Genomic DNA, 13,295 nt, shown 5'->3' on the forward strand with positions numbered 1-13,295 from the left:
AACGAGGGGACGTGTCACCGACCGGCTGCGCGCCGCCTCGGGTCGCGTGGTGTCAGGCCCGCGCCGCCCGGCTCTTCCAGACGCGTGCGGCCCGCAGCCACGGCAGGTCCTGCGGCCAGTGGATGGCGATCGAGCGGAAGCCGCGCACCACGCGGATGCTCCCGCGGCCGTCGTAGAACGGGCGCATCGAGATGCCCATGCCGAGTCGACGGTCGCGGCGGATCAGGTGGTCGGCGCCGAGGTGGAACGACAGGTCCATGTCGTCGTGCACCATGGCGTCGTGACGGTGCACCTCGAGCCGCACCGCCTCCCAGCCGGAGCGGCGCATCGCGAAGTTGGAGCCGAAGAGCGGCACGTGGCCGAGCGCCGCGGAGACGGTGCCGAAGTACGCGCCGAGGTAGAGGGTGGCGGCGAGGGCGCGGAGGTGGCGGGGCCCGTCGATGAACCGCGCCCCGTTGGTCACGGCGACCGTGCCGGGCTCGTCGGCGAACGCGGTCTCGATCCGCTGCAGCCAGTCCGCGGCGGGGATGCAGTCGGCGTCGAGCCGGGCGATGATGTCGCCGCGGGCGTGGTCGTAGCCCGCGGCGCTCGCCGCGGGGATGCCCGGGCGGGTCTCGCTGATCACGGTCGCGCCGAGACGGCGGGCGCGGTCGGCCGTGTCGTCGCTCGAGTCGTTGTCGACCACGACGATCTCGTCGGCGGGGCGCGACTGCAGCGCGAGCGCCCGGAGGCAGCGCTCGAGCAGGTCGGCGTCGTCCTTGGCCGGGATGACGACGGAGATCGTGGCGACGGACGTGGCGGGCTGTTCAGGTGCGGGGTGCATCGGTGTTCCGGTCTGGTCGGGCGGCGGGGCGGATTGCCGACATCCTCACTCTGCGTCAGACCCGGCCACACGCCAAACCGGGCCCGGGCCCTTGATTAACGAGAAAGGACCGTCCCGGCCGGGGCGGTCCCTTGTCTGCGGTGCTGGTCAGTACTTCTGCGACTGTCCGCCGTCGATGGCGATGACCTGCGCGTTGACGTACGACGCGGCGTCGGAGAGCAGGAAGGCGACGACCGATGCGACCTCTTCGGCCTTGCCGTAGCGCTTGGTCGGGTTGGCCTGGATGAACTGCTCGGCGGCCTTCTCGGGGTTCTCGGCGTCGAGCTGCTTCATCGAGTTCTCGACCATGGGGGTCCAGATGGCGCCGGGGGCGACGGCGTTGATCGTCACGCCGAACTCGCCGTACTCGACGGCCGAGTTGCGGGTGAGGCCGACGACGCCGTGCTTGGCCGCGGCATAGCCGGACTGGTTGCCGATGCCGCGGATGCCGCCGACGGAGGCGGTGTTCACGATGTGGCCGGAGCTCTGCTTCTTCATCACGGCGAGCACGTGCTTGAGGCCGAAGAAGACTCCGCTGAGGTTGATCGACAGCACGCGGGCGAACTCATCGGACGCGTAGTCCTCGGTCGGGTTCTGCTTGCCTTCGATGCCGGCGTTGTTGAAGAAACCGTCGATGCGGCCGAACTCGGCGACGGTGGCTGCGACGTACGCCTCGACCTGGGCCTCGTCGGAGACGTCGGCGGTCACGACGATGGTCTTCGCCTCGGGGGAGGCGGCGAGCACGGCGGCCTGCGTCTCGGCGAGGCCCTTCTCGGAGACGTCGACGAGCGCGAGCGAGGCGCCCTGGGCGGCGACGGCGAGAGCGGTGGCGCGTCCGAGGCCGGAGCCGGCGCCGGTGATGAGAACGACCTTGTCGGTGAAGCTAGTCATAATTCCTTCTCTGTGTTCGGTCGATGCGTTTGCATCTATATACATAACCAACACATGTAGCTTTCCATTTATGCCGGGGAACCTGCCGAAAGGTAGAGATCGACCGATGGATGACGCGAGCGACGTCTGAGGACGCGAAAGTCAATGCCCTCTTTCCGATCGCCGTTTCGGGGTTGGATGGGCAGGCCCATCAATCGTGAGGAACCCCCGTGAATGTCAATGCCCGACTCTTCTGGCTGCTCGCCGCGTTCTTCGCGTTTATCTCCGTGGTCTACACGGTGTGGACACTGCTCTACGGCGCGCAGGACCTCGCGCAAGATCCCGGCGCCGGCGGCGACCCCGGAATCCACATCGAATGGGCTGGCAGCCTGGGCCTGCTGCTCGCCGCCGTCGCGGCGGCGTTCATCGCGTTCTACGTCGGACGTGTCCACTCCACCCAGGGCGGCGTGCTCCCCGAAGACCGGCTCGACGCCGAAATCGACGACGGCGACGCCGAACTGGGCCACTTCAGCCCGTGGAGCTGGTGGCCGGTCACCCTCGCCGGAGCGCTCGCGCTGATGTTCCTCGGGCTCGCGGTCGGAGTCTGGATCGCTTTCATCGGGGCCGGACTGCTCATGATCGCGCTCGTCGGCTGGGTCTTCGAGTATTACCGCGGCAACTTCGCTCGCTGACGTAAAACAAACTCACCGGGCATGGTTTGAGCAGCCCTCAGCGCCTACCGTGAAAACGACCGGACAACCCGGCCGGTCACGTTCCGCCGTTCGATGCTTCGCAGGCTTACCCCGCAGTGCGACACACGTGCTGCGAGACGGCGTATTTTCGACCCCGAATGCGAATCCTGTGCCCGATACCTACCTGGCCGAAATTACCGAGGCTCTCCCTGCGAGCCACGCGGGAGCGTGCCTGTCGCTGTTCTTCCAGACCGGGGAGACGCCCGCCGGATGCGTCACCGACCCCGTCGTCGTGGGGGAGCAGTCTGCCCGCGGGCACTGGCAGCTCCTGGGCGTCGACGACGAGCGCCGCCGCGCCTACTACGCGCGCGTCGAGCACGGTGCCGGATTCGACTGCGACGGCCCGATCGGGCGCGCGGAGTAGTCCCCGCGACATCCGGTTTCGACCAAAGCTTGGGCCGCTACGATGTGGGCACGAGCAGAGGGGGACGCCCGATGGCGCAACAGGTGCGGGCGCAGATAACGCGCGAGCGGCTGATCGACGGCGCCGCCGAGGCGTTCACCCGGCTGGGCTACATCTCGGCCACCACGACCGACATCGCGCGGTCCGCGGGCGCCACCCGCGGTGCCCTCTACTTCCACTTCCAGTCGAAGGAAGAGATCGCGCGCGCCGTCGTCGACAAGGAGCAGCGCCTCGCCGTCGAGTCCGGCACGCGCATCGTCGACCTGGGCCGCCCGGCGCTCGAGACGATGCTGCTGCTGAGCGTGGACCTCGCCGAGCGCATGCAGGTCGATCCCGTGGTCAAGGCCGGCATCCGCCTCACCACCGAGAACTCCAACTTCGATCCCCCGCTGCGCGCGCCCTACGAGCAGTGGCTCGCCACCTTCGGCGCCATCGCCGCGGTGGCCGTGGAGCAGGGCGACTTCCGCGGCGATCTCGACCCCGCGATGTTCGCCCGCTTCCTGATCCCGTCGTACACCGGCATCCAGCTCGTCTCCGACACCTTCACCGGCCGGGCCGACCTGCTGCCGCGCATCCGCGAGATGTGGCTGTTCATCTTCCCCGCGGTGGTGCCCGCGGAGCGCATCGAGAACGCGCGGGCGGTGCTCGACGGGCTGATTCCCGAGGCCCTGTAGCGGCCACGCGTTACCCAGATTTAACACGGCGGCGGCTTCGCGAAACAATTCTGTCAGATGATAGAAACGTGACTACGACCACCCCTCTCCCGCGAACCGCCGCCGAGCCCCTCACCTACGGCACGGTGCTCGTCGCCAACCGCGGGGAGATCGCCTGCCGCATCATCCGCTCGGCGAAGGCGATGGGGCTGCGTACCGTCGCGGTGTACTCCGACGTCGACCGCGGCGCGCCGCACGTCAAACTCGCCGACGTCGCGGTCAACATCGGGGCCGCATCGCCGCGGGAGTCGTACCTCAACGGGCCGAAGATCCTCGCCGCCGCGATCGAGAGCGGCGCCGGCGCGATCCACCCCGGCTACGGTTTCCTCTCCGAGAACGCCGAGTTCGCGGCCAGTGTCGAAGCGGCCGGTATCGCGTTCGTCGGCCCGACCGTCGAACAACTCACGGTCTTCGGCGCCAAGCACACCGCCCGGGCCGCCGCGGCCGAGGCGGGCCTGCCGATGGTGCGCGGCACCGGCATTCTCGCTGACGCCGACGACGCGGTCCGCGCCAGCGAGGAGCTCGGGTTCCCCGTCATCCTCAAGGCCACCGGCGGCGGCGGCGGAATCGGCATGCAGGTCTGCCGCAGCGTCGCCGAGGTGCGCGACGCCTTCGTCTCCATCGAACGGATGGCGCAGCAGAGCTTCGGCAGCGGCACGATCTTCGCCGAGCGGTACATCGAGAACGCGCGGCACATCGAGGTGCAGGTGTTCGGCGACGGCCGCGGGTTCGTCGTGAGCCTCGGCGACCGCGACTGCTCGCTGCAGCGCCGCAACCAGAAGGTGGTCGAAGAGGCCCCCGCGTTCGACCTCGACGACGAGCTGCGCGAGCGGCTGCACTCCACCTCGCGCGCCCTCTGCGCCGCGCTCGACTACCGTTCCGCCGGCACCGTCGAGTTCGTCTACGACACCGTGCGCCACGAGGCGTCGTTCCTCGAGGTGAACACGCGCCTGCAGGTGGAGCACCCCGTCACCGAGGCGATCACCGGCGTCGACCTGGTCGAGTGGATGCTCGCGCTCGCCGGCGGCGACGACTCGTTCCTCGACGCCTACCGCGAGACCGCGACCGTGCCCACGAGCGGCAACGCCGTCGAGGCCCGCGTCTACGCCGAAGACCCGGTGCGCGGGTTTCAGCCCTCATCGGGCACGATCACCCGGGCCGTGTTCCCGTCCGCGGCGCGCGTCGACGCGTGGGTCGAGACCGGCAGCGAGGTGCCCAGCTCGTACGACCCGATGCTGGCCAAGATCATCACGAGCGGCGTCGACCGCGCCGCCGCCTGGCACGCGCTCGCCGACGCGCTGCGCGACACCCGCATCGACGGCATCGAGACCAACCTTGGTCTGCTGCGGGCGATCAGCATGGACGAGGATGTCGCGGCCGGCGCCCACATCACGTCGACGCTCGCCTCGCTGACCGACACCGAGCCGCGCATCGCCGTCGAGCGCCCGGGGCTGATGACCACCGTGCAGGACTGGCCCGGCCGCACCGGCTACTGGCAGGTCGGCGTGCCGCCGAGCGGCCCGATGGACGACCTCTCCTTCCGTCTCGGCAATGTCGCGCTCGGCAATCCCGAGGGTGCGCCCGGCCTCGAGTGCACCGTCTCCGGCCCACAGCTGCGCTTCGACGCGGAGACCGTCGTGTGCGTCACCGGCGCGACGGCCCCGGTCACCGTCGACGGCGAACCCGCGCCCATGTGGGAGCCGGTCGTGGTGCCGGCCGGCGGCACCTTGAGCGTCGGTTCGGTGAGCGACGAGGGGCTGCGCGTCTACGTGCTGTTCGCCGGCGGGCTCGACGTTCCGCTCTACCTCGGCAGCGCGTCGACCTTCACGCTCGGCCAGTTCGGCGGCCACGGCGGCCGCGCGCTCACGAGCGCCGATGTGTTGCGCGTCGCGGCATCCGGCCCTCAAAAATCTGCCGGCGTGCCGGCCGAGGCCCGCCCCGAGATCACGCACCACTGGCAGCTGGCAGTCACCGAGGGGCCGCACGGCGCCCCCGAGTTCTTCACCCGCGCCGACATGGACCAGATCTACGCGGCCGACTACTCCGTGCACTTCAACTCGGCCCGCACCGGCGTGCGGCTCGTCGGACCGAAGCCGACCTGGGCGCGCACCGACGGGGGAGAGGCGGGGCTGCACCCGTCGAACATCCACGACAACGCGTACTCGATCGGCGCGGTCGACTTCACCGGCGACACCCCGATTCTGCTCGGCCCCGACGGTCCCAGCCTCGGCGGATTCGTCTGCCCGGTTACGGTCGTGTCGGCCGAGCGCTGGAAGCTCGGGCAGCTCAAGCCCGGCGACACGGTGCGTTTTGTGCCGATCCGGGCCGCAGCGGCACCCTCGTTGCGGGCCCTCGACGAGTCGCGGTTCGTCGTCAACGCGCTGCTTGGCAGCGGCGGCGACGGGGACGACGGCGTGATCCTGCGCCAGGACGGCGACCCCTCCGTCACCTACCGCCGCAGCGGCGACGACAACGTGCTCGTCGAGTACGGCGACATCGTGCTCGACCTCGCGCTGCGGGCGCGGGTGCACGCGCTGTACACGAGAGTTCAGGATGCCGCGTGGCCCGGCGTTCTCGACCTCACCCCGGGTATCCGCTCGCTGCAGGTGCACTTCGACCCGACCGTGCTGTCGGTGACGACGGTGCTCGGCCGGTTGCGCGAGCTCGAGGAGCGCATCCCCGGCGCCGCCGAGCTCGTCGTGCCCAGCCGCCGCGTGCGGCTGCCGCTGTCGTGGGACGACCCGGCGACGCGCGAGGCGATCGAGCGCTACATGAACGGCGTGCGCGACGACGCCCCGTGGACACCCTCGAACATCGAGTTCATCCGCCGCATCAACGGGCTGCACACCCCCGAAGACGTCTACCGCACGGTGTTCGACGCCGAGTACCTCGTGCTCGGGCTCGGCGACGTCTACCTCGGCGCGCCCGTCGCCACCCCGCTCGACCCGCGGCACCGCCTCGTCACCACGAAGTACAACCCCGCGCGCACCTGGACGGCCGAGAACTCGGTCGGCATCGGCGGCGCCTACCTGTGCATCTACGGCATGGAGGGGCCGGGCGGCTACCAGTTCGTCGGCCGCACCACGCAGGTCTGGAGCCGCTACGGCTCGTTCGCGCCCGCCGGAACGCCGGCCGACGCGCCCAAGCCGTGGCTGCTCAACTTCTTCGACCGCATCTCCTGGTACCCGGTCGGCGCCGACGAACTGCTCGACATGCGCGCCGAGGTGGCAGCGGGCCGGGGCGTGTTCGACATCGAAGACGGCACGTTCTCGCTCGCCGAGCACGAGCGGTTCCTCGCCGACAACGCCGAGTCGATCGCCGAGTTCCGGTCGATGCAGGCCGGCGCCTTCGGTCTCGAGCGGGAGGCGTGGACCGCCTCAGGCGAATTCGACCGGGCCGAGAGCATCGAGGCGGTCGCGCCGCCCCAGGAGGACGTACTCGACCTGCCCGACGGCGCCATCCTCGTCGACTCGCCCTTCATCTCTCACGTCTGGAAGATCGACATCGCAGACGGGCAGCGGGTCGCCGAGGGCGAGCTGCTGGTGTCGCTCGAGGCGATGAAGATGGAGACGAACATCGTCTCGCCGGTCGCCGGCACAGTGCTGATGCTGCGGGTCGCGCTCGGTCAGCAGGTGCGCGCGGGCGAGACCATCGCGATCATCGTCCCCGACTAGCGCTCAGGCGACGTCGTCGAGCAGCGCGTGACCGGCCGACGTGATCGCGGCCACGGCACCGGCGTCGAAGCCGAGCACGTGCAGGCAGCTGCTCGCGACGACCTCGACCAGCACGGCCGGCTCGTCGTCGGGGTGGTCGGCGCGGATCGCGATGACGCTCTCGACCAGGGCGAAGACCACCTCCGTGAGGTACTTGCCCTCGTGGGCGCGCGGCGCCGAGGGGGCGCCGGGGCCGTCGGCCGCGAGCACCTGGGCGATCAGCGACGCGTAGACGTTCTGCAGCGACATCCGCTCGTCTTGGAATCTTTCGAAGCCGCCCGCCCGCACCTCGGGCAGCAGGTAGAGCGTGCCGACGTTGTGCGGCGCCCGCACCAGCTGGCCGACGTCGTAGGAGATGAGAGCGAACAGGCGCACTGACGCGGGGGCGTCGAGCTCGGCGAGGGTCGCGGCCATCGTCATCGACGGCTCGACCGTGCGCAGCAGCAGCACGTCGAGCAGCCGCTCCTTGCTCGGGAAGTGGTAGTAGAGAGAGGCCTGGCGGATGCCGACCTCGTCGGCGATCGCCCGGGTCGAGGTGGCGGTGTAGCCGCGCTGCACGAAGAGGCGGGCGGCGGCGTCGAGGATCTGGTCGGCCGGGCTGAGGTCGGGTCGCAGAGTCGTGCCGGAACGGGGTCGGCCGACCTCGCTCTTCTTCGGGAGATCGTCGGCCATGCGGCCATCGTGCCACAGATCGCGGGGTGGGCCGCGTCGCTCGCGGCCCTCGACGGCCCCAGACGGCGTCAAAGCTAAACATGCCCGTTACATGGCTGAAACGAACGGGCGGTTGGATAGTGACATAAACCTGTCAAGCGATAGAAACAAACTGGTTTGATCCACAGTTGTCCCGCACCGTCCCCACCACGCCCCGCACCACGGAACTGAAGGACTCACCCATGACTACGAAGAGAATCGCCGGGGTCGTCGCGTCGGCGACCGCGCTGCTGCTGATCGCGACGGCCTGTTCGAGTGCCGCCCCGGCCGCCGAATCGTCGGACACGACCCTCCGCCTCGCGCTGAGCTCGGACATGACCACCCTCGATCCGAGCACCGTCTACCAGTTCGAGGGCAACCAGGTTCTCACCGCCGTCTACGAGGGGCTGCTCGAGTACGCGAGCGACTCGTCGCCCGACATCGAGCCGCTGCTCGCCGAGAGCTACACCGTCTCCGACGACGGGCTCACCTATACCTTCTCCCTGCGCACCGACGTCACCTTCGCCGACGGCAGCATCATGACCTCGGCCGACGTACAGCAGAGCTTCGAGCGCCTCGGCGTCGAAGAGGTCGGCTCGCAGATGTCCTACATGCTGATGGGCGTCGCGAGCTACGAGACCCCGGATGACGCCACCCTGGTCATCACCCTGGCCCAGCCCGACGCGTCGTTCCTGAGCCTCCTCGCCAGCCCGTTCGGGCCCAAGGTGATCGACCCCGCCGTGCTCGACGAGTACAGCGCCGACAACGCACTCGAGTACCTGAGCGCCAACACCGCGGGCACCGGTCCCTACGAGGTGACGCAGTTCACCGAGGGCCAGGAGTACGTGCTGACCCGCAACGACGACTACTGGGGCGACGAGCCCTACTTCGAGACGGTCAGCTTCAAGATCATCCCGGATGCCGCGACCCAGGTGCTCCAGTTGCAGGGCGGCGACCTCGACCTGATCACCGGCCAGCCGATCGCCACCGTGCAGAGCTTCGTCGGCAACGACGAGTTCCAGATCCCGACCCTGCCGACCCTGCTGAAGGCCCAGCTGCACCTGCAGACCACCGGCAACCTCGCCGACGTCGAGGTGCGTGAGGCCCTGCGTTCCGCCATCGACCGCCCGGCGCTCGTCGAGCAGATCTGGGGCGACTACGCCACCGAGTCCACCCAGCTCTACCCCGTCGACAACGTCCCCGAAGGAACCGCGACGGACGAGTGGGAGTACGACACCGCCCCGCTCGAGGAACTCGCCGCCGGAAAGACCTTCTCGCTCGGCTACGTCACCGGCAGCGCGCAGAACAAGCAGGTCGTCGAGGCGTTGCAAGCCCAGTGGGCCGCGGCCGGCGCCGACGTCACCCTCGTGCCCCTGCAGTCGGGCGACCTGTACGGCTTCAGCGGCGACCTCTCCGCCGCGCCCGACATGATCTACGAGACCGCCTTCCCCGACTCCTCGCACCCCGACACCTGGGCGCGGCTGTTCTGGTACAGCGACACCTCGATGGGTAGCGGCGCGCTGAACTACATCGGCGGCGGTTCCCCCGAGGCCGACGCGGCGATCGACGCGGGCATCAGCACCGTCGACCCGGACGAGTCGCTCGCCTCCTACGGCGAGGCCGGCGACCTGATCGAGGAGCAGGCGAGCTTCATCACGCTCGCCGACCTCGAGGACACCTTCATCGCCCGCGCCGGGCTCAGCGGATTCGCCCACTGGCTGCCCGCGGCCAGCACCGTCGACCTGCGCGAACTCACCGGAGAGTAACTATGTCCCGTCTGCTGTCGGCCCGCGCACCGGGCCTCGTGCCCGGTGCCGGGCCGGTGCCCGGTGCCCGGCGGTACGACCTGTTCGGCGCGTTCCGGCGCAAGCGGGTCGGCTACGCCGAGCGGGTCGCGGTCGTGCTAATCGGCATCCTCACCGTCGCCCTGCTCGCGGCGGCGTGGATCGCGCCGCATTCGGCGAGCGAGATCGTCGGCACGGCGTTCACCCCGCCCTCCGCCGAGGTGCCGTTCGGTACCGACAGCCAAGGCAGGGACGTCTTCTCGCGGGTGATCCTCGGGCTGCAGGCCAGCTGGTTCGGCGCCCTCGGCGTGATCGCGTTCGGCGTCGTGTTCGGCGGCGCGATCGGCCTGGTCGCAGGCATGGCCGGCGGTGTGATCGACACGATCCTGATGAGATTGACGGATGCCGCTCTGGCACTACCCGGCACGCTCGTCGCGCTCATGGTGGTCGCCGCTCTGGGCCCGAGTCTGCAGAACACGCTCATCGCCGTCGCGGTCACCTGGTGGCCCTGGTACGCGCGCATCGTGCGCGGCTCCACGCGCAGCATCGTTCATCTGCCGCACGTCGACGCCGCCCGGCTCGGCGGTTTCTCCAAGTTCCGTCTCGCGGTCGTGCACGTGCTTCCCGGCAGTATCGGCCCGGTGCTCGTCGCCGCGTCGCTCGACGTGGGCGGCGTGCTGCTCGTGCTCGCCTCGCTGTCGTTCATCGGCCTCGGTTCCCCGGCCCCCGCCGCGGAGATCGGCAGCATGGCGGCCGACGGTCTCACCTACCTGTTCAACGCGCCGTACATCGCGCTCGCCCCCGCGCTGGCGCTGTTCGCCGTCGCCTTCATCGCGAACTACGCCGGCGACGCGCTGCGCGAGCTGACGGAGTAGCCGATGGTCAAAGCAATCGCCACCCGCATCGGCTCGACCGCCGCCGTGCTGCTCGTGCTCTCGCTCGCGGTCTTCTTCATCCAGCGCACGCTGCCCGCCGACCCGGTGCGCGCCCTCGTCGGACGCACCGCCAGTCCCGAGGTGATCGCCGCGGCTCGCGAACGCCTCGGCCTCGACCAGCCCGTCATCGTGCAGTACTTCCAGTTCCTCGGCGGACTGCTGCGCGGCGACGCCGGAACCTCGCTGCGCACCCGCAACCCGGTGCTCGACGACATCGCCGCGTACCTGCCGGCGACGCTGGAGCTCGTCGTGGTCGCGATCACGATCGCGCTCGTCGCCGGGTTCGTGCTCGGCGTGGTCAGCTCGCGCGGCGGCTGGCTGTCGACCGGCGTTACCGCGGTCTCGGTCGCGGGATCCTCGGCCGCCACCTTCCTCGTCGCGATCCTCGCCGTGCTCGTCTTCTACCGCAACCTCGGCTGGTTCCCGGCTGGCGGACAGAGCAGCTCGGGTGCGGCCGTCGGTCCCACGGGGTTCGTGCTCGTCGACACCCTGCTCAGCGGCGATCTCGGCGCGTGGTTCGACGCCTGGCACCACGTGCTGCTGCCCGCCGCCGTGCTCGCCGTCGGGCCCGCGGTGGCCATCGGCCGCACCTTCCGCGGCTCGCTGCGCAGCACCCTGCAGAGCGAGTTCATCCGCTCGGCCTACGCCAAGGGCTTCGGCTGGCACACGGTCGTGCTGCGGCACGCGACCCGCAACGCGCTCGGCCCCGCCGTCTCGATGGCGGGTCTGCAGCTGGGCATGCTCTTCGCCGGGTCGATCGTGGTCGAGAAGGTCTTCTCCTGGCCGGGTGTCGGCGGCTACCTGTTCAACTCCATCGGGGTGTCCGACTTCCCCGCCATCGTGGGCGTCGTGCTCGTGATGGGCCTCATCTACGTGGTGGTCAACTTCGCGGTCGACATGATCCAGCTCGCGGTCGACCCGCGTCAAAGGAAGGTCGCATGAACGTCCCGACGAAAGAACTCGTGGCGCAGGTCGTCGACCTGCGTGTCAGCTTCGCCACCGAGGACGGTCTCGTGCAGGCGGTCAAGGGTGTCGACCTCGAGATCCGCGCCGGCGAGATCCTCGCCATCGTCGGCGAATCGGGCTCGGGCAAGACCGTGCTCAGCAGCTGCCTGATGGGGCTGCCGCCGACCAGCCGTAAAACCACCGTCACCGGCTCCGTGCTGATCGCGGGGGTCGACATGATCGAGGGCGACGAGAAGCTGCGCCGCGAGGTGCGTCGCAACCTGCTCGGTGCGGTGTTCCAGGACCCGCTCACCTCGCTCGACCCGATGATGAAGATCGGCGCGCAGGTGCGCGAGCGTGGCGCGACACAGCAGCGCGGCGTCGACGCCCTCGTCGACTGCGGCGTGCCCGAACCCGAGATGCGTATGGACCAGTGGCCGCACGCGCTGTCGGGCGGGCTGCGGCAACGTGTCAGCATCGCGTCGGCTCTCACCACCGACATCCGGCCCCCTGTATCTTCTGGAGTGGACTCGACCCGCATCGGCGAGCTCGTGGCCGCGCAGGACGGCACACCGATTCTGCTCATCGCCGACGAGCCGACCACCGCGCTCGACGTGCGGGTGCAGGCGCAGATCATCGCGCTCTTCGCCCGGCTGCGGGAGGAGCACGACTGCTCGATCGTGCTGATCACCCACGACCTCGGGGTTGCCGGTCAGATCGCCGACCGGGTCGCCGTGATGTATCAGGGCGAGCTCGTCGAGGTCGGACCGACCGAGCAGGTGCTGCGCGACCCGCAGCACGAGTACACGAGAAGGCTGCTCGACGCGCGCCTCGACATCAAGAAGGTGTTCGCGACGGCCGAACGCGAGCCGGCGGTCGACGTGTCCGCCGCTCCCGACCTCGTGCTGACCGACATCGTCAAGAGCTACCCGAAAGCCGGCGGCAGGCGGGGCGAACGGCTCACCGTCGTCAACGGCGTCTCGCTCTCGGTGCCGCGGGGTGGATCGCTCGCCCTCGTGGGGGAGAGCGGCTGCGGCAAGTCCACGCTGCTGAGGATCGCGACCGGGCTCACCGCGGCCGACTCGGGAACCGTGGGCAGCCGCGACGGCGAACGGCCGCAGCTGGTCTTCCAGGACGCGGGGTCGTCGCTGACGCCGTGGCTGAGCATCGAGTCGCAGATCGGCGAGCGGCTGCGGTCGCGCCGGTTCTCGCGGGCCGAACGCGCCGAGGAGACCAACCGGCTGCTGGGCCGGGTGGGCCTCGACACGCGTGCCGCCCGGGCCAGGCCGCGCGAGCTCTCGGGCGGGCAGCGGCAGCGCGCCGCCATCGCCCGGGCGCTGGCTTCGAACCCCAACATCCTCGTCTGCGACGAACCGGTGAGCGCGCTCGACGCCTCGCTCGCCGCCCGCGTGCTCGACCTGCTCGAAGAGCTACGCGAGACAATGGGCATCGCGATCCTGATGGTGACCCACGACCTCGCGGTCGCGAAGCGCATCAGCAATACGGTGGCCGTGATGTACGCCGGGGAGATCATCGAGCGCGGCTCCTCGTCCGAGGTCTTCGCCTCGCCACAACACCCCTACACGCGGGAGCTGCTCGCGGCATCCCCGACTATCTACTGATCGCTT

General features: G+C 69.9%; 11 protein-coding genes. 8 read left to right on the forward strand and 3 right to left on the reverse strand.

All coding sequences use genetic code 11. The features are described from left to right. Nucleotides 1-52: 52 nt before the first annotated feature. A complete protein-coding gene (locus HD599_RS00255) occupies nt 53-823 on the reverse strand; it encodes a glycosyltransferase family A protein (RefSeq protein ID WP_184232546.1) in 771 nt (256 codons plus the stop codon). Nucleotides 824-970: 147 nt separating this feature from the next. Beyond that, complete coding sequence (locus HD599_RS00260; protein ID WP_184232548.1) at nt 971-1,753, reverse strand: SDR family oxidoreductase; 783 nt, start codon at nt 1,751-1,753, stop codon at nt 971-973. A 209-nt stretch (nt 1,754-1,962) separates the two neighbouring features. Here HD599_RS00260 and HD599_RS00265 point away from each other — a divergent pair, with 209 nt between their 5' ends. The 4 genes from HD599_RS00265 to uca all read left to right on the forward strand — a co-directional run bounded on the left by HD599_RS00265 (nt 1,963) and on the right by uca (nt 7,274). After that, nucleotides 1,963-2,424, forward strand: a complete 462-nt coding sequence (locus HD599_RS00265) for an aa3-type cytochrome oxidase subunit IV (protein ID WP_184232550.1) — start codon at nt 1,963-1,965, stop codon at nt 2,422-2,424. A gap of 169 nt (nt 2,425-2,593) precedes the next feature. Then, complete coding sequence (locus tag HD599_RS00270; protein ID WP_184232552.1) at nt 2,594-2,848, forward strand: hypothetical protein; 255 nt, start codon at nt 2,594-2,596, stop codon at nt 2,846-2,848. A 71-nt stretch (nt 2,849-2,919) separates the two neighbouring features. Continuing rightward, nucleotides 2,920-3,561 (forward strand): ScbR family autoregulator-binding transcription factor, encoded by a 642-nt coding sequence (locus HD599_RS00275; protein ID WP_184232554.1) that lies wholly within the window; start codon nt 2,920-2,922, stop codon nt 3,559-3,561. A gap of 68 nt (nt 3,562-3,629) precedes the next feature. After that, nucleotides 3,630-7,274: an urea carboxylase gene (gene uca, locus HD599_RS00280; RefSeq protein WP_184232556.1), complete on the forward strand. Its 3,645-nt coding sequence runs from the start codon at nt 3,630-3,632 to the stop codon at nt 7,272-7,274. 3 nt (nt 7,275-7,277) lie between these two features. On the opposite strand, the gene HD599_RS00285 is transcribed toward uca, so the two are convergent. Next, nucleotides 7,278-7,985: a TetR/AcrR family transcriptional regulator gene (locus tag HD599_RS00285; protein WP_184232558.1), complete on the reverse strand. Its 708-nt coding sequence runs from the start codon at nt 7,983-7,985 to the stop codon at nt 7,278-7,280. A 221-nt stretch (nt 7,986-8,206) separates the two neighbouring features. Between HD599_RS00285 and HD599_RS00290 the strand changes: the two genes are divergently transcribed. Genes HD599_RS00290 through HD599_RS00305 form a run of 4 tightly spaced genes read left to right on the forward strand, consistent with a single transcriptional unit; the run spans nt 8,207 to nt 13,289 of the window. Beyond that, nucleotides 8,207-9,769 carry an ABC transporter substrate-binding protein gene (locus HD599_RS00290; RefSeq protein ID WP_184232560.1) on the forward strand — a complete coding sequence of 521 codons (1,563 nt, stop codon included), beginning with the start codon at nt 8,207-8,209 and terminating at the stop codon, nt 9,767-9,769. Between the two features lie 2 nt (nt 9,770-9,771). Then, nucleotides 9,772-10,662: an ABC transporter permease gene (locus HD599_RS00295; RefSeq protein WP_184232562.1), complete on the forward strand. Its 891-nt coding sequence runs from the start codon at nt 9,772-9,774 to the stop codon at nt 10,660-10,662. A gap of 3 nt (nt 10,663-10,665) precedes the next feature. Next, on the forward strand, nt 10,666-11,664 hold the full coding sequence (locus tag HD599_RS00300) for an ABC transporter permease (RefSeq protein ID WP_184232564.1): 999 nt from the start codon (nt 10,666-10,668) through the stop codon (nt 11,662-11,664). Further along, nucleotides 11,661-13,289, forward strand: a complete 1,629-nt coding sequence (locus HD599_RS00305) for an ATP-binding cassette domain-containing protein (protein WP_184232566.1) — start codon at nt 11,661-11,663, stop codon at nt 13,287-13,289. The genes HD599_RS00300 and HD599_RS00305 overlap by 4 nt, the downstream gene beginning before the upstream one ends. Nucleotides 13,290-13,295: the final 6 nt, after the last annotated feature.

The organism is Conyzicola lurida (assembly GCF_014204935.1).
In the GTDB taxonomy this organism is placed as follows: Bacteria; Actinomycetota; Actinomycetes; order Actinomycetales; family Microbacteriaceae; genus Conyzicola; species Conyzicola lurida.